The sequence below is a fragment of the Vibrio ostreicida genome, assembly GCF_013074385.2.
GTDB lineage: Bacteria > Pseudomonadota > Gammaproteobacteria > Enterobacterales > Vibrionaceae > Vibrio > Vibrio ostreicida.
This window is the reverse complement of sequence record NZ_JABEYA020000016.1, coordinates 1-16,078: the sequence shown is the minus strand read 5'-3', so window position 1 is coordinate 16,078 and position 16,078 is coordinate 1. Positions and strand designations below refer to the sequence as shown.

At 45.1% G+C, this 16,078-nt stretch carries 19 protein-coding genes and 4 tRNA genes; 15 read left to right on the top strand and 8 right to left on the bottom strand.

The genetic code is table 11. The features are described 5' to 3' along the window. Nucleotide 1 precedes the first annotated feature (1 nt). Together HLM86_RS15970 and trpS are read left to right on the top strand one after the other, a co-directional pair. Nucleotides 2–682 (top strand): phosphoglycolate phosphatase, encoded by a 681-nt coding sequence (locus HLM86_RS15970; protein WP_170883337.1) that lies wholly within the window; start codon nucleotides 2–4, stop codon nucleotides 680–682. A gap of 119 nt (nucleotides 683–801) precedes the next feature. Then, nucleotides 802–1,818, top strand: coding sequence for a tryptophan--tRNA ligase (gene trpS / locus HLM86_RS15965; RefSeq protein WP_076588925.1), 1,017 nt, complete (start codon nucleotides 802–804; stop codon nucleotides 1,816–1,818). 58 nt (nucleotides 1,819–1,876) lie between these two features. Here trpS and HLM86_RS15960 read toward each other — a convergent pair whose 3' ends face one another. The 4 genes from HLM86_RS15960 to HLM86_RS15945 form a co-directional block, all read right to left on the bottom strand. Beyond that, entirely contained in the window at nucleotides 1,877–2,353 is a 477-nt protein-coding gene (locus HLM86_RS15960; protein WP_076588924.1) for a tRNA (cytidine(34)-2'-O)-methyltransferase, read from the bottom strand. A gap of 91 nt (nucleotides 2,354–2,444) precedes the next feature. Continuing rightward, nucleotides 2,445–3,062, bottom strand: a complete 618-nt coding sequence (locus tag HLM86_RS15955; RefSeq protein ID WP_076588923.1) for a superoxide dismutase — start codon at nucleotides 3,060–3,062, stop codon at nucleotides 2,445–2,447. 73 nt (nucleotides 3,063–3,135) lie between these two features. Beyond that, nucleotides 3,136–4,524: an envelope stress sensor histidine kinase CpxA gene (cpxA, locus tag HLM86_RS15950; protein ID WP_076588922.1), complete on the bottom strand. Its 1,389-nt coding sequence runs from the start codon at nucleotides 4,522–4,524 to the stop codon at nucleotides 3,136–3,138. Next, nucleotides 4,524–5,210, bottom strand: coding sequence for a response regulator (locus HLM86_RS15945; RefSeq protein ID WP_076588921.1), 687 nt, complete (start codon nucleotides 5,208–5,210; stop codon nucleotides 4,524–4,526). Before HLM86_RS15945 ends, cpxA begins: the two co-directional genes overlap by 1 nt. A gap of 186 nt (nucleotides 5,211–5,396) precedes the next feature. Between HLM86_RS15945 and HLM86_RS15940 the strand changes: the two genes are divergently transcribed. The 3 genes from HLM86_RS15940 (at nucleotide 5,397) to pfkA (ending at nucleotide 8,146) form a co-directional block, all read left to right on the top strand. Next, nucleotides 5,397–5,894 (top strand): CpxP family protein, encoded by a 498-nt coding sequence (locus HLM86_RS15940; RefSeq protein WP_076588920.1) that lies wholly within the window; start codon nucleotides 5,397–5,399, stop codon nucleotides 5,892–5,894. 108 nt (nucleotides 5,895–6,002) lie between these two features. Beyond that, nucleotides 6,003–6,911: a CDF family cation-efflux transporter FieF gene (fieF, locus tag HLM86_RS15935; RefSeq protein WP_170883339.1), complete on the top strand. Its 909-nt coding sequence runs from the start codon at nucleotides 6,003–6,005 to the stop codon at nucleotides 6,909–6,911. Between the two features lie 272 nt (nucleotides 6,912–7,183). Then, nucleotides 7,184–8,146 carry a 6-phosphofructokinase gene (gene pfkA / locus HLM86_RS15930; protein ID WP_076588918.1) on the top strand — a complete coding sequence of 321 codons (963 nt, stop codon included), beginning with the start codon at nucleotides 7,184–7,186 and terminating at the stop codon, nucleotides 8,144–8,146. Between the two features lie 66 nt (nucleotides 8,147–8,212). Here the strand turns inward: pfkA and epmB are convergent, their stop codons facing one another. Then, nucleotides 8,213–9,235: an EF-P beta-lysylation protein EpmB gene (gene epmB, locus HLM86_RS15925; RefSeq protein WP_076588917.1), complete on the bottom strand. Its 1,023-nt coding sequence runs from the start codon at nucleotides 9,233–9,235 to the stop codon at nucleotides 8,213–8,215. 33 nt (nucleotides 9,236–9,268) lie between these two features. Here epmB and efp point away from each other — a divergent pair, with 33 nt between their 5' ends. The 3 genes from efp (at nucleotide 9,269) to rraA (ending at nucleotide 11,456) form a co-directional block, all read left to right on the top strand. Next, nucleotides 9,269–9,835, top strand: coding sequence for an elongation factor P (gene efp / locus HLM86_RS15920; RefSeq protein ID WP_076588916.1), 567 nt, complete (start codon nucleotides 9,269–9,271; stop codon nucleotides 9,833–9,835). Nucleotides 9,836–9,946: 111 nt separating this feature from the next. Further along, nucleotides 9,947–10,864, top strand: a complete 918-nt coding sequence (locus tag HLM86_RS15915) for a 1,4-dihydroxy-2-naphthoate polyprenyltransferase (protein WP_076588915.1) — start codon at nucleotides 9,947–9,949, stop codon at nucleotides 10,862–10,864. Nucleotides 10,865–10,940: 76 nt separating this feature from the next. Next, the gene (rraA, locus tag HLM86_RS15910; RefSeq protein WP_076588914.1) at nucleotides 10,941–11,456 is read left to right on the top strand and encodes a ribonuclease E activity regulator RraA; all 516 of its coding nucleotides are present in this window, start codon (nucleotides 10,941–10,943) and stop codon (nucleotides 11,454–11,456) included. A 45-nt stretch (nucleotides 11,457–11,501) separates the two neighbouring features. Here rraA and HLM86_RS15905 read toward each other — a convergent pair whose 3' ends face one another. Together HLM86_RS15905 and tpiA are read right to left on the bottom strand one after the other, a co-directional pair. Further along, nucleotides 11,502–12,836, bottom strand: coding sequence for an MATE family efflux transporter (locus HLM86_RS15905; RefSeq protein ID WP_076588913.1), 1,335 nt, complete (start codon nucleotides 12,834–12,836; stop codon nucleotides 11,502–11,504). 111 nt (nucleotides 12,837–12,947) lie between these two features. Then, nucleotides 12,948–13,718: a triose-phosphate isomerase gene (gene tpiA, locus HLM86_RS15900; protein ID WP_170883341.1), complete on the bottom strand. Its 771-nt coding sequence runs from the start codon at nucleotides 13,716–13,718 to the stop codon at nucleotides 12,948–12,950. 74 nt (nucleotides 13,719–13,792) lie between these two features. Between tpiA and HLM86_RS15895 the strand changes: the two genes are divergently transcribed. Further along, complete coding sequence (locus HLM86_RS15895; RefSeq protein ID WP_170883343.1) at nucleotides 13,793–13,948, top strand: hypothetical protein; 156 nt, start codon at nucleotides 13,793–13,795, stop codon at nucleotides 13,946–13,948. 32 nt (nucleotides 13,949–13,980) lie between these two features. Next, nucleotides 13,981–14,328 carry a 5-carboxymethyl-2-hydroxymuconate Delta-isomerase gene (locus HLM86_RS15890; protein ID WP_076588911.1) on the top strand — a complete coding sequence of 116 codons (348 nt, stop codon included), beginning with the start codon at nucleotides 13,981–13,983 and terminating at the stop codon, nucleotides 14,326–14,328. A gap of 7 nt (nucleotides 14,329–14,335) precedes the next feature. Here the strand turns inward: HLM86_RS15890 and coaA are convergent, their stop codons facing one another. Then, a complete protein-coding gene (gene coaA / locus HLM86_RS15885; protein WP_076588910.1) occupies nucleotides 14,336–15,259 on the bottom strand; it encodes a type I pantothenate kinase in 924 nt (307 codons plus the stop codon). Between the two features lie 206 nt (nucleotides 15,260–15,465). Between coaA and HLM86_RS15880 the strand changes: the two genes are divergently transcribed. The 5 genes from HLM86_RS15880 to HLM86_RS15860 form a co-directional block, all read left to right on the top strand. Beyond that, nucleotides 15,466–15,541, top strand: a tRNA-Thr gene (locus HLM86_RS15880). A gap of 32 nt (nucleotides 15,542–15,573) precedes the next feature. Further along, a tRNA-Tyr gene (locus HLM86_RS15875) sits at nucleotides 15,574–15,658 on the top strand. Nucleotides 15,659–15,691: 33 nt separating this feature from the next. Further along, nucleotides 15,692–15,766, top strand: a tRNA-Gly gene (locus HLM86_RS15870). 13 nt (nucleotides 15,767–15,779) lie between these two features. Further along, a tRNA-Thr gene (locus HLM86_RS15865) sits at nucleotides 15,780–15,855 on the top strand. A gap of 101 nt (nucleotides 15,856–15,956) precedes the next feature. Beyond that, on the top strand, nucleotides 15,957–16,078 hold a 122-nt coding region (locus HLM86_RS15860; RefSeq protein WP_254868837.1), incomplete at its 3' end, for a GTP-binding protein.

Genomic DNA, 16,078 nt, shown 5'->3' with positions numbered 1-16,078 from the left:
AATGAACACAGTTAAATTGATAGCATTTGATCTTGATGGAACCTTGCTCGATAGTGTTCCAGATCTCACGTTAGCGGCTGATCAAACCGCACAAGCTTTGGGTTATCCTCAAGTCTCTGAAGAGCAAGTGCGTGACTATGTTGGTAATGGTGCGGATATATTGATTGGCCGAGTTTTAAGCCAAAGTTTGACAGTTGATCCTGAATTGGATGCAGACTTACATGCAAAAGCACGTGTTTTGTTTGATGAGTACTATGAAAAAAGTGGCCACAAACTAAGCCACTTATACCCTTCGGTAAAAGAGACGCTTGCTGAGCTTGATAAAGCCGGTGTTACCATGGCGCTCGTGACCAACAAACCATCAAAGTTTGTGCCAGAGGTATTGGCAAAACACGGTATTGATCAATACTTTGTTGATGTCATTGGTGGAGATAGCTTTTCCGAGAAGAAACCCAACCCAATTGCATTGAACTGGTTACTAGAAAAGTATGGTTTTGAGGCCAGTGAAATGATGATGGTCGGGGACTCAAAAAATGATGTCTTAGCCGCTAAAAACGCCGGTTGTCAATCGTTTGGGTTGACTTATGGCTACAATCACGGTGAGCCAATTTCAGCGTCAAAACCAGATTATGTTGCGGATAGCCTCGCAGATTTAGTCGATGCAGTGATTGTTTCGGCTTAAGCGCGACAAAATAGCTTACAAGGTACTCGTTAATGAGTACACTGAGTAAACCGTGTTGATCACCTAAGCTGCACGGTTTTTTCATTTATTTAGATTAAGAAGTCAAAGGAACTATTCTCATGAGCAAACCCATCGTATTGAGTGGCGTTCAACCATCTGGTGAACTAAGTATCGGTAACTATTTGGGTGCTCTTCGTCAATGGCAGCAAATGCAAGACGATTACGATTGCCAATATTGTGTTGTAGATCTTCACGCCATCACGGTTCGTCAAGATCCAAAAGCACTCCATGAAGCGACGTTAGACGCATTGGCGATTTGTCTTGCTGTTGGTGTTGATCCTCAAAAGAGCACGCTATTTGTTCAGTCACATGTACCAGAGCATGCTCAGTTAGGATGGCTTCTTAACTGTTATACCCAAATGGGTGAGCTAAGTCGTATGACGCAGTTTAAAGATAAATCGGCACGTTACGCCAATGATATCAATGCAGGCTTGTTCGCTTATCCAGTATTGATGGCGGCGGACATTCTAATTTATGGTGCTCATCAAGTCCCTGTGGGTAATGATCAAAAGCAACACCTTGAGTTGGCGCGTGATATTGCTACCCGATTTAACAATGTTTATTCCCCAGAGAATCCAATATTTACCATTCCTGAGCCGTATATACCAACGGTGAATGCACGCGTGATGAGCTTGCAGGATGCAACGAAGAAAATGTCCAAGTCAGATGACAATCGCAAGAATGTCATCACTTTGCTGGAAGACTCAAAATCCATCATTAAGAAAGTGAATAAAGCTCAGACAGATACAGATACGCCGCCTCGTATCGCTAATGACTGGGACAATAAAGCGGGCATTTCAAATCTAATGGGCCTGTATTCTGCAGCAACCGGCATGACCATGGCAGACATCGAATCTAAGTATGATGGTGTGGACATGTATGGGCCGTTTAAAAAAGATGTTGGTGAAGCTCTGGTTGCCATGTTAGAGCCGATTCAGTCGGAATACTACCGTATTCGCGCCGATCGCACTTACATGAACAGTGTCATGGCGCAAGGTGCTGAAAAAGCATCCGCGCGTGCAGCGGAGAAACTAAAAGAAGTTTATAAAGCGGTCGGCTTTGTGGCTCGCCCATAAGGTTCGCATGTTAAAATCCCGGCTTTGATAGCCGGGATTTTTGTATCCACTTGGTGTGTTATTGAGCGCCGTCAAAACCCATTTGTCGCCAGGCTTCAAAAGCAATAATCGCGACGGCATTTGATAAGTTTAAGCTACGTGCATCGGCCATCATCGGTATACGAATACGTTGTTTGGTTGGCATTGATTCAATAACCTCCGCAGGAAGCCCACGAGTTTCGGGACCGAATAAGAGCACATCACCTTCACGAAAGTTGGCGTCTACATGATGGCCAGAGGTTTTAGTGGTGCACGCAAAAATGCGATAGGTGCTGCGTTGCGACGCTAAATAGTCCATAAACGCCTGATAATTCTTGTGGCGAGTTACGCGAGCGAGATCGTGATAGTCCAACCCCGCTCTACGCACTTTTTTTTCCTCTAAATCAAACCCTAATGGTTCAATCAAATGCAGGTTGGCCCCACAGTTAGCACACAGACGAATAATGTTACCCGTATTTGGGGCGATTTCAGGTTCATAAAGGGCTATATCGAACATAGTTTCAATTTCTGCTTGTCATTGACAGGAGCTTGGCAGTATAAGGCGGCTTTAAAATACCGCCAAGTTTTGATCAAGCAGAGTGCGTAAACTACGCGCTTTTCGCAATGGCTGCGGCGTAGTTTTCGCTCACCGCTTCCCAGTTGACCACATGCCACCAAGCGTCAACGTATTCAGGGCGTCGGTTCTGATAACGAATATAGTAAGCGTGTTCCCAAACATCTAAGGCTAAAATCGGGACTCCTTGTATCGCGGAGACATCCATTAACGGATTGTCTTGGTTGGTCGTTGAAGTAATCACTAGCCCTTTATCTTTGACAATCAGCCAGACAAAGCCAGATCCGAAGGTATTGATTGCCGCATCGTTAAATTGAGATTTAAACGCTGAAAAGTGACCAAAAGTCTGCTTGATGGCGTCTGCAAGCTTGCCTTGGGGTGTACCACCACCATTCGGTGTCATGCAGTTCCAGTAAAGAATATGATTGTAATATCCGCCTCCATGGTTTCGCACCGCTGGTGCGTATTGAGATACACGAGAAAAAATATCGCTCAGTGGTTGCTGTTCCAATTCACTGCCTTTTATAGCGGAAGCAAACTTGTCAAAATAGGTGCGGTGGTGCTTGCTGTAATGAACTTCCATTGTTCTGGCGTCAATATATGGTTCGAGAGCGTCATAAGCATAGGGAAGTTCAGGGAAAGTATGCAACATAGTAAATCCTCCATCATTGAAGGACTTACTTTAAATGATAATGAGATCCATTATCAACTGTGTAGTTGTGGGGTTATTGAACCAAATGCAATGGCAACCTCATTTCAACTCTGAGCCCACCAAGCCGACTGCGTTTTGCTGTCACGGTTCCGCTGTGCTGAAGAATGGCATTTTGTGTGATGGCTAAACCAAGACCCGTTCCCCCACTGTGTCTATCACGAGCGGTTGAAACTCGATAAAAAGGGCGGAAAATAGCCTCAAGTTCTTGTTCGGGGACACCATCGCCATTGTCATCGACGGAGATCAGGATTTTCAAATCATCTGACTCAATAATATGGACGTCGATATGATCTTTGCTGTAGTAGATAGCGTTACGTACTATGTTGTCGAGTGCACTCATCAATAGTTTGGGGCTACCTGAAATCAGACGATCTGGAATCGAACTGAAATGCAGCTGTTTTCCCATTTGTTGCGCTTCGAACTGCGCGTCTAACAAGATGGCTTCCCATAGGCTTCCCATTGGTTGTTGCTCGTAGCTGAGATGGCTATCTGCTTGCATTCGAGATAATTCTAATAACTCACTGATCATTTGTTCTAAACGCTGTGCTTCGTTATCAATACGGGAAAGCTCGGGGCTACTCCCTTGTTTTCGAGTGGCTAATGCATTTGCCATCCTCAAACGAGTGAGAGGGGAGCGCAGCTCATGGGAAATATCTGAGAGTAATCGTTGTTGTCCTGAAATCATCTGATTCACAGCTTCGACCATCTGATTAAAACTTGCGCCTGCCTGACGAAACTCACTGGTGCCTTTTTCTAGATCAGGATCGACGAAGAATTCGCCTTTTGAGACGCGTTTGGCCGCGAGCTCTAACTTTCTGGCCGGTTGGCTCAAAGCCCACGCGAGCCACAACAATAAAGGGGTGCTGACTAACATCACTGCAAACAATAATTGAAAGGGTTTATCAAATAGCCGGATTAAGAAAGGAGGCGGCTGATTCCATTTCATACCAACAAATAACAACAGTTTTTGATTCGCGAGCTCAATAGGCAGTGGCCCAGCGACCATATAATGGCCGTAGAGCCTTTGTTTTGGGTGTTTTGGGTCTTCAATGCTGGTGATGAAATTTTGCACAGCTTTCAATTTGAAGTCTTTGCGGTCTCGAGAGGTGAGGATGTTACCATCGAGATCAGTGAGCACGAAGCGAGGCCTCGGATCGCGAGGGGAGCGTTTGGGCCATTCGAGTTGGAAAATGATTCGTCTTAGGTCATTTTCTTTGACAAATCGTTGTTCGATTTTCTGTTGGACATCAATCAGACGTTTGTAATGGTCGGTCGGAATATCTCGGGCTTTACGGGGGTCTAAGTGAGGAAGCGATAAGACGGCGATAAGAACGAGGAACATGGTAAACCAGAAAATAGCAAAAATACGCCCGTATAAACTGGTAATTTTCGGAAGGCGCATCAATTTTCTTCTACCAGCAGATAACCACGACCGCGTAATGTTTTAATTCGTGGTTTTCCGTCTTCTCTATCAGGGAGTTTTTTACGCAGGTTGGAGACGTGCATATCGATAGCGCGATCGAAGGCGGCGAGTCGCTTACCGAGCACATCGAGACTGAGCGTTTCTTTAGTCAGCGTTTTACCAGGATACAAGACAAAGTGGCTGAGTAGAGCAAATTCTGTGGTCGTCAATTCAATGTACTGATCTTGGCAGTAAGCCTCTTGTTTACCCGGATAGACTTTAATATCTTGATAATGAATACAATCGCTTATTTTACCTGCATGTTTGGATTGAGTACGGCGAAGTATTGCCCGTATTCGTGCAAGTAACTCGCGATCACTGAAAGGTTTGGGCAAGTAGTCATCGGCACCAAGTTCCAAGCCGATGACGCGATCGATCTCTTCCCCTTTCGCTGTGAGCATTAAGACCGGAGTATCCCACCGCTCTCGTAAGCGCTTTAACGTTTCCATACCATTCAGTTTAGGCATCATCACATCGAGCAGTATCAAATTGATGCGGTCATTGATGGCTTCGAGACCGGCTTCGCCATCGTGAGCTTCGGAAACAATATAACCTTCAAATGTCAGTACTTCTTTTAAAAGGTTGGTCAGTTCAGTGTCGTCATCTATCAATAAAATATTGGCCATCGTATGCCCCTTGCAGTCGTCTCTGTTTTAATAGTACTGATTAATGGCTAAGAGATTGAGTTAAATTTTTACTCTTTACGATTTTTTACGCACCCTAAACATCACTTTACGTTGCAACTCATATTCTAGATTTAAGCGCTGCCTAGGCAGCTTGATTCAGTCTCTCTTGATGCGAAAGGTACAATTATGAAAACAGCAAAAAAACTGGTATTGGCTGTGGCCGTCCTCCCTTTGACGTTGGGCACTGCAAGTGTGTTTGCGTTTGGTGGCAAAGATCACAAGCGAGGCCCCGATCATGGCTTCGGACTCGATCGCAGTATGATACGTCAACTTGATTTGACGGAAGAGCAAAAAGAACAGCTTAAGCAGTGGCGAAAAACAACCAGCAGTGAAAGAAAGATAGCGAGCAAGGAAAATTTTGAGGCGCACCATGCTGAGAGGGAGGCAAACAAAAACAAGCTTCAAAGCCTGATGCTGGCGGAGACATTTGACCGAGAAGCGGTTAGCAAACTTGCAAAGCAGATGGTCGAGCAGCAAACAGAACGAAAAGTGAATATGCTTGAAAATCAGCATCAGATGCTAAGTATTTTGACGCCGGAACAAAAAATCAAGTTTGTCGAACTGCAAAAAGCTCAAGCAGAAAAACGCGCCATCAAAATGCGAGAGCGTATCAGCGACAGTTAATGGTTATACATAATGATGAGAGCGGCCAAATGGCCGTTTTTTTAAGTCATGTTTATTCAATAATTGGCGGGTTATACTTGGAGTATGTTTTTTTGGAGTCGCCCGTTTATGAAACATGAATATGCCCGTTTAGTCACCATTGCAGCGTGGACTGCTACCATAGTCGCAACTTTGCTGATGGTCACTAAACTGGCAGTCTGGTGGGTCACGGGGTCGGTCAGTCTATTAGCGTCATTGATTGACTCTATTCTCGATATTGCGGCTTCTTTGGTGAATTTATTTGTGGTCAGGTATGCTTTGCAACCCGCGGACCGAGAACACACCTTTGGTCACGGAAAAGCAGAGTCTCTCGCGGCTTTAGCTCAAGCCATGTTTATTTCAGGTTCAGCGGTATTTTTGATCCTTAATGGCGTGGAGCGTTTTTTTCGCCCTCATGAACTTCATTCACCTCAATACGGCGTTTATGTCAGTTTGTTTGCCATCGTCTTGACGTTCGCTTTAGTCCAATTTCAAAAGCATGTGGTTGCTAAAACAGGTAGCCAAGCGATTGCAGCAGACTCGCTCCACTATCAATCTGACTTGTACATGAATGGTGCGATTATGCTGGCACTTGGTCTGAGTTGGTTTGGTATCAGCCAAGCGGATGCCGTGTTTGCGATTGGTATTGGCCTTTATATTTTGTTGAGCGCCTTCAAAATGGTTAAAGAAGCAACACAAACGCTCTTGGATCGCAAGCTCCCCGATGAAGAAATCGAGCAAATCAAGCAGTGTTGTATGTCGGTGGACGGGGTTTTAGGGGTTCATCAACTGCGCACTCGCATGTCAGGCCCGACGAGATTTATTCAGCTCCATCTCGAACTGGAGGACAAAATCTTACTGATCGAAGCGCATCGTATTTCTGATGTGGTTGAAGGTCAATTGCTTGTTCTTTTTCCCCATGCGGATGTACTGATTCACCAAGATCCTTATTCTGTTGTTTTTGGTCCAGAGAGAGAGCAAAAAGCTCAAGACTGGTGAATATACCACTGGGCGACAAATGTGCACTTATTGACTATCTTTTCATCGAGACTATTTTTCGCTGTAATCCTGATATGTATCAAATCAACCAAAGCGTGAATTTGTAATACTCTTACATAAGTAGAAAAGTTACATATATTAGTTCAAATAAAAGTAGTATTCCTTGTCCTTCAAGGTAACATATCGTTGAGTTAAAAGAGTCTTGTCAGGAATGGGGCTGTAAATTGCTGACGTAAAAATTGAAATAAGATTCCCAAAAGTTGAGGGTGAGCATGATTAAAAAGATCGGTGTTTTGACGAGCGGTGGGGATGCACCAGGCATGAACGCAGCAGTACGCGGTGTGGTTCGAACGGCGTTATCGGAAGGGCTCGAAGTCTACGGTGTTTGCGACGGTTACCTCGGCCTATATGAAGACCGTATCCATAAGCTAGAGCGTTCGAGTGTTTCTGATGTGATCAACAAAGGCGGTACGTTTTTAGGCTCCGCCCGTTTTCCGGAATTCAAACAAGTTGAAGTGCGTGAGAAGGCGATCGAGAACCTACAAAAACACGGCATTGAGGCTCTAGTGGTTGTCGGTGGTGACGGCTCGTATATGGGAGCTAAAAAGTTGACTGAGATGGGGTACCCATGCATCGGTCTACCTGGCACGATAGATAATGATATTGCAGGAACGGATTATACGATCGGTTATTTGACGGCGCTTAATACTGTGATTGATGCGATTGACCGACTGCGTGATACGTCTTCGTCTCACCAGCGTATTTCGATTGTTGAAATTATGGGGCGTCACTGTGGGGATCTGACTCTGATGTCTGCCATCGCTGGAGGTTGTGAGTATATTATCACCCCTGAAACTGGGTTGGACAAAGAAAAGCTCATCAGCAATATTCAGGACGGAATTGCCAAAGGAAAAAAACACGCGATCATTGCTTTGACTGAACTTATGATGGATGCAAACGAGTTAGCCAAAGAGATCGAGGCCAGTACTGGTCGAGAAACGCGAGCCACAGTACTTGGCCACATTCAACGTGGTGGACGACCGACCGCTTTTGATCGTGTATTAGCCTCACGAATGGGGAATTTCGCGGTACATTTGTTGATGGAAGGTCAGGGTGGTCGATGTGTCGGCATTCAGAAAGAGCAATTGGTCCATCATGATATTATCGATGCGATAGAGAATATGAAGCGCCCGGTCCGAGAAGACTTGTACAAGGTCGCAGAAGAACTCTTCTAAACGTTTTGAATAACAAAAACCACCGGCCATGGTGGTTTTTTATGCCGCTAAGTCGATCCAGTTTGGTTACTCCAAATACAAATCGAGTGGCGTTTTACTGTTTCTACCGCCAATTTCGCGAGTCAATTTGGGGACAAGGTAGCCAGAAACACGCTCTATCACACCCGCCATTATCGCCTTTGCTTGCTGATCAGGAACGAGAAAGTGAGCAGCGCCTTGCACCTTGTCTAAGACATGCATGTAGTATGGAAGGACACCGGCATCAAACAAAGTTTCACTGAGCGTTACTTGGGCATCAATATTGTCATTGACTCCCTTTAGCATAACACCCTGATTGAGCAGGGTCACACCAGCCTGTTTGAGAACACGCAATTGATCCCTTAATTCCTGATGAATTTCATTGGCATGGTTAATGTGCGTGACAAAAATAACCTGTAGTCTTGTCGACGCCAGTAACTGAGTGAGCTCGGGCGTGATACGTGCTGGGATCACGACAGGAAGACGAGAATGGATCCTTAAGCGTTTAATGTGACCAATAGCAGAAATGCCCTCGATCAACCATGAGAGTTCCCCGTCTTTGGCCATCAGCGGGTCACCGCCTGACAGTATCACTTCATTGAGCTCCGAATGCTGCTCTATATAATCCAAGCTTTGCTGCCAAACTGACTTGGTGCCTTTATTGTCGTTGTAAGGAAAATGTCGGCGAAAACAGTAGCGACAGTTTATTGCGCAACCTCCTTTCACGATCAATAGGGCTCGGTTACGATATTTATGCAGCAGTCCAGGTACTTTATTGTCTTGTTCGTTAAGGGGGTCGGGTGAATAGTCGGGATGAGATTCAAACTCTTCCAACAGTGGCAGAACTTGACGTAAAAGAGGATCAGAGGGGTTGCCTCGCTCCATTCTGTCGACAAAACTTTGTGGAACGCGTTGTGCGAACAGCTTCCTAGCTGAAAATCCTTTTTGCAATGGCAAAGGATCAATCTCTAGTTGTTCTAATAATTTAGCAGGATCAGAGATCCCATTCGCTAGCTGTTGAAGCCAGTTTTGCTCAACAGATAGGTTTTTTCGGGTTATGATATGTGTCATTAAATTTAACTCGAAGAATGGTAAGAGGAAAAAATGGCTACTGTTAGCACGAATGAATTCAAAGGCGGTCTCAAAATTATGCTTGATAATGAGCCGTGTGTCATTCTCGAAAATGAGTATGTAAAACCAGGCAAAGGTCAGGCCTTTAATCGCGTTAAAATCCGTAAACTGCTTTCAGGTAAAGTGCTAGAAAAGACATTTAAGTCAGGCGATACGGTTGAAGTTGCAGACGTATTGGACATTGATCTGGACTACCTCTACAACGATGGTGAATTCTACCACTTTATGAACAACGAAACATTCGAACAAATTGCTGCGGACGCAAAAGCGGTTGGCGAAAATTCAAAATGGTTGGTTGAAAATGATAATTGTATGCTAACGCTTTGGAACGGCAATCCAATTGTGGTGACACCACCAAACTTTGTTGAGTTGGAAGTGACAGAAACAGATCCTGGCCTGAAAGGCGATACTCAGGGAACAGGTGGAAAGCCAGCAACATTGACGACAGGTGCCGTTGTTCGAGTGCCTCTTTTCATTTCTATCGGTGAAGTGATCAAAGTCGATACTCGTTCTGGTGAGTACGTCGGCCGAGTAAAGTAAGTCTGCCCACGAGCAATGAACTAAAGGCCACTTAGGTGGTCTTTTTGATTTTTATATTAACTTTGATGTATCACAAAGCTTCAGTAAAAACATCTCGCTACAATGATACACATGAAACATTTCTTACGTATCTGGTTTGATGCCGCTCGCCCCAACACCTTGCCTCTGGCTTTGGTCTCGATACTGACTGGCAGTGTCTTGGCTTATTCGTCTGGGCAATTTTCTATCCTTATTTCAGTCTTGGCTCTAACGACCGCCACGTTGTTGCAGATTGTGTCCAATTTAGCCAACGATTACGGCGATGCCATCAAGGGTACGGATAACCATGCACGTCTTGGCCCTGTTCGAGCTATTCAGTCCGGCTTGGTGAGCCAGAGCCATGTCAGGTGGGCAATCCTACTCAGCATCATGCTGACCTTAGCGTCCGGTCTCACTTTGGTATTGTATGCGCTGGACAGCTTACATAATATTCTCGTGTTTATCGGCTTGGGTATTCTGTCTATTATTGCTGCGGTTGCGTATACCGTTGGTCAAAAGCCCTATGGTTATCTTGGGCTGGGCGATGTCTCCGTGTTTGTGTTTTTTGGCTTACTTGGAGTGGCGGGCACTTATTTCCTGCATACCGGTGTCGTTGCTCTGCTTTTAGTACTGCCCTCCATCGGCTGTGGTTTAATGGCCGTAGCGGTATTGAATATTAATAATATGCGCGATATTGAGAATGATGAGCAGTGCGGGAAAAGAACGGTTGCTGTTAGGTTGGGTCAGAAGATGGCGAAACAATATCATGCTATTTTGCTGGCAGTGGCTCTTGTGGCCTTTATTCTCTATTTGTTACTTCAACCGGTTTCGTTTTGGGTAAGTTTGCCATTTTTTGTCAGTATTATAATGGTATATCGGCATGGAAAGGCGGTATGGCAGACAGAACGACCAGCTCAGATTGCCCCTATGATGTCAGTCATCGTGAAATGCTCATTGATCACTAATTTGTTGTTTGCAGGTGTGGTTATAGCTCAAATTCTGGTCAGTTAATTGCGCCTTGTCATTGCATTGACTTGATCTCTCTATATACTCGTTGAAGATGACCAACCTTAAGGGAAGGAACACTATGGAATACAATACGTCGGCTTTGTGTGACATATACTCTGAGCAAGTAGATGTGGTCGAACCTATGTTGAGCAACTTTGGCGGTAGTGCTTCATTTGCTGGGCAGATAACCACGGTGAAGTGTTTCGAAGACAACGGCCTTATTCGAGAAATTCTTGAGCAAGATGGAGTAGGGCGTGTCCTACTGATTGATGGTGGCGGCTCGTTGCGTCGTGCTTTGATTGATGCGGAGCTGGCATCGCTTGCTGAAGAAAATGAGTGGGAAGGTATGGTCATCTACGGATGTGTCAGGGAAGTCGACGATCTCGAAGACATGAGTATTGGTATTCAAGCTCTCGCCGCAATTCCTGTGGGCGCTACTTATCAAGCTATAGGTGAAGTTGATATCCCTGTTAACTTTGGCGGTGTCACTTTTCTTCCAGAAGATTATCTGTACGCTGACAATACGGGGGTTATCCTTTCCCCTGAACCTCTGGATGTTGATCTTGAAATGGATGAAGTTCACAGCGAAGAATAGCCATGATAAAAAATGAGTAAAGAGAAGAACTGGATGAGCGTCATGTTAAGCTAAGTGCTGGCGCTTTAGCTTCAAAGCATACAAATAACCTAAAGTCCCCCCTATTATATTACCCATCGCAATCCCTATGAAAAGTCCCTTTATCCCATAGAATTGGCTGCCTATCCAAGCACAAGGTAGGATGAATATAAATAAGCGCATAACACTCCACTGAAACGCCTTTATTGGTTGATGGAGCGCGTTTAGCCCAGAGACGAGCATCATAATTATCCCCTGAAAACCGTAGCTAAAAGGAACGACCAAAAGGTAATGCCAAAGTAAGTCCTTTACCGCTTGTTCTTGAGAAAACAGCGTTGCTAACGGTATGCTGAGTGGTACCATCATGGCGAAAATCACCAATTGAAAGAGAATAGAAAAACGCATACTGATGAACAAGCCAGCAAAGCTGCGTTGTGGATTATTTGCACCGATATTCTGAGCGATAAAAGGGGTCAGTGCTGAGGTCAGTGACATCAACACTAAAATCAAAATGGACTCGACTCGCAGCGCAGCGCCATAAGCAGCCACTGCAGCGGTGCCGTGACTGGAGAGCAGCATCATTAGAATTGCGCCGGATAGCGGGTTCATCGCGTTGGATAGTGCCGCTGGAGTGCCGATTTTTAGGATTTGTCGCCAGTCTGCCCACAGAGTTTTGAAGCGTGGCAACGCCAGAAGCTTCTCTCTTTTAATCAGCATATATAGTGAACCTATTAAGGCTCCTGACCAGCTCAGAGCACTCGCAATGGCAGCGCCTTGGATCCCTAATTCGGGAAAGGGTCCGTACCCAAAAATCAGGAGTGGATCGAGTACGCCATTGATTAATCCCGCCAGCATCATGATTTTTGCTGGCGTTTTGGTATCTCCCGTGGCTCTGATCGCACTGTTGCCCGCCATTGGGACAACAAGCAATGGAATAGTCAGGTACCAGATGTGCATGTATTGATTAATCAGAGGCAGCAGTTCTTGGTCGGCGCCGAGTGCAAGAAACAGTGGGTCAATGGTGAAATAACCTAAACCAGATGCAAGAGCGACTAACGTCACGGCCAGTACCAATCCGTGACTCGAGAAACGTGCGGCATCTTCTGACTGTCCCTGCCCAAGCAGACGGCCGATATTGGCGGATAGCCCTACGCCAATCCCCATTGTGATGCAGTTGACAGCAAAGGTCACTGGGAACGTATAACTGATGGCCGCAAGAGCTTCTGTTCCGAGCAGAGAAATGAAGAAGGTATCGACTAAATTGAACATCAGGATAGCCACCATACCGAATGTCATCGGGATGGTCATCTGACGGAGCACTGTAGGGATGTGGCCAGTTAAAAGACCGTGCTTATCCTGCATTCGTTACAACGACTCTGTGAGCGGAAAAGCGTAGGATACTTGATTGGTGTGTGAGACACAAAAAAGGCCAGTAGACTACTGGCCTTATAAGAGGGTTCTAGCGGAGAAACATTAAGCTTTTGCTTTTGCGGCAGCTTTAGCGATCGCAGCGAAACCTTGAGCGTTTAACGCCGCACCACCAACGAGTGCTCCGTCGATATCAGGTTGTGCAAAATAAGACTCTGCATTTTCGGGTTTTACGGAGCCACCGTATTGGATGATGACTTGCGCAGCGATATCCGCGTCTTTTTCAGCAATCATGGCTCGAATTGAAGCGTGAATACGTTGGGCATCTTCGGCCGTTGCTGCTTTACCCGTACCTATTGCCCAAATCGGTTCGTAAGCAATAATAGCACCATTGAGAGCGTTAACACCGTAGGCATCGATCACGGCATTGATTTGACGTGCACAGACGGCTTCGGTTTCTCCGGCTTCATTTTGAGCTTCAGACTCACCAATACAAAAGACAGGCTTCAGACCATTTTCGAGTAGGAATTGAAATTTCTTAGCAACGAACTCGTCGCTCTCGTTGTGATATTCACGACGTTCAGAGTGACCGATAATGATATGAGTGGCGCCGAAGTCTTTCAGCATTTCTGGAGAAAGGTCACCAGTGAATGCACCACTGTTGTTTAGGTCTGTATTTTGCGCGCCTAAGATAATTTTATTTCCACCTTCTGCAATTAGGCGTTCAGCGAGATCAAGATAAAGTGCCGGTGGAGCGACCGCTACATCTACACCTTCAACGTCTTTAAGTTCAGCATTTAGGCCAGTGAGCAGGTCAGCGACCATCTTTTTGCTACCGTTCAGTTTCCAGTTCCCCATCACTACAGGACGACGCATAGGAATATCTCCGTATTTAATCAATTAATGTAAAAATTCTTCGTAAGAATATAACAGATTAAATCAAGCAGATCATGACAAGTATCAAGTCTGGCGGCGATCTAAACCCGCGTCTAATGGTGGAAGTACGCAAAATTGACAAACACATTAATGCCTTACGTGATCTATCATTGACTCTGCCATCTTTGGACTCGGCAGCTGGCGTAGAAACAGGTAAAAACATGATCTGATTTTTGAAACTCTCCTACATCCGAAGGTAATTATGCCGAATCTAGTAATGGAATACTCTAACTCTGTTGACGAACGGGTAAATGTCTCGAGTCTCCTAGAAGACTTACACCAAGTGACTCTTCAGTGTGGGTTATTTGAGGCCAAATCTGTTAAATCTAGAGCTTTACGTTGCCACAATTGGTTAATTGGAGAAGAGGGTGATAGTGGGGATTTTATCCACATCAGTGTCGAACTGTTAGAGGGCCGGACATCAGAGCAGAAAAGGGAACTGTCACGTCAGTTAATGGATGTACTGCAACGCCAAGCTGTCTATGTTTACAGCTTGACCGTCAATATTCGGGATATGGACAGAGAGTGCTTTCAAAAAGTGATCCAATAAAGATCATTTACTTTCTGAGGAGGATTTCTTCGACTTTATGATCCTTGCCCTTTTTGAGGATGAGGTGTGCTCGCCCTTTTGTTGGCAAGATATTGTTAGTCAGGTTGATGCCATTAATAGATTGCCAAATCGAGTGCGCTTTTTCAGTCGCTGCTCTTTCCGTTAGCTCGGTGTAGTGATTAAAGTAAGAACCTGGTCTGGTAAAAGCGCCGAGTCTAAATTTGAGGAAGCGATCAACATACCATTGTTCAATAACATCGTAATCGGCATCAACATAGAGTGAAAAATCGAGAAAATCAGAGACAAAGACTCGATGCGGCGCGTGGGGATAACTCAATCCACTTTGCAAGACGTTGAGCCCTTCAACGATAAGAACATCTGGGCGGTCAACGATTTTTACCTCTTCCGTGATGTCGTAGGTCAAATGTGAGTACAATGGCACCGCCAGATTGGGTTTTCCAGCTTTGACGTCGGAAATGAACTCAACTAATCGTTTAATATCATAAGATTCAGGAAACCCTTTCTTTTGCATTAAGCCCCGCTCATTCAGGACTTTTTTGGAAAACAGAAAACCGTCCGTCGTCACCAATTCCACTTTGGGGTGGTTTTCCCACCGAGACAGAAGCGCTCTCAATAAACGTGCTGTGGTGCTTTTGCCAACAGCAACACTACCTGCGATTCCAATTATAAAAGGCGGAGCACTTTCTTGATTTGCCAAAAACCGGTTGAGGACTGAGTTTCGGCTTTGCCGTGCGGCAACATACAAATTCAGTAGCCGAGATAAAGGCAGGTAAATTTCGACCGCTTCTTCTACTGTTAGGCTCTCATTGACGCCCTGAAGCTCTTTGAGATCTTCTTCGGATAACGTCATAGGAACAGAATTTCGCAATTCGGCCCATTGCTGACGATTAAAAGAGAGATATGGCGTCATAGTCTTCCTAACTAGCATTCACAATAGACCAGCGAAAATACAACAACCAAGCGAGAATGCAAACGACATCGTCGAAAGAAGTAAAGTTTTACTGATGAATTGTATGAAATTTCAACAAACAAGAGTGTAAATAGAAAAAAGAGAAAATTTTTCCAAATTTACTCTTGCAAGGCAGAAAATCATTCAATAGAATGCGCACCACTTATGCCGACTTAGCTCAGTAGGTAGAGCAACTGACTTGTAATCAGTAGGTCACCAGTTCGATTCCGGTAGTCGGCACCATTCTATTGTAAACATTAGAATGATTAAAATTTGGAGGGGTTCCCGAGTGGCCAAAGGGATCAGACTGTAAATCTGCTGGCACTGCCTTCGATGGTTCGAATCCGTCCCCCTCCACCATATTGTAAGAAATAGCTCACAGAGTTACGTGTTGCGGGCATCGTATAATGGCTATTACCTCAGCCTTCCAAGCTGATGATGCGGGTTCGACTCCCGCTGCCCGCTCCACTCTTTTTTGAGTGCTGATATAGCTCAGGTGGTAGAGCGCATCCTTGGTAAGGATGAGGTCGGCAGTTCGAGTCTGCCTATCAGCACCAGCTCTAAGCAAAGTCTTCCGTTTGATATATACTTTATCACCAATACTTTTTGGTTGCGTGGTCATTCACACCACCTAAATCCGTACCTAGAGGGACAACTCATGTCTAAAGAAAAATTTGAACGTACGAAACCGCACGTAAACGTTGGTACTATCGGCCACGTTGACCACGGTAAAACAACTCTAACTGCTGCAATCTGTACAACGCTATCAAAAGTGTACGG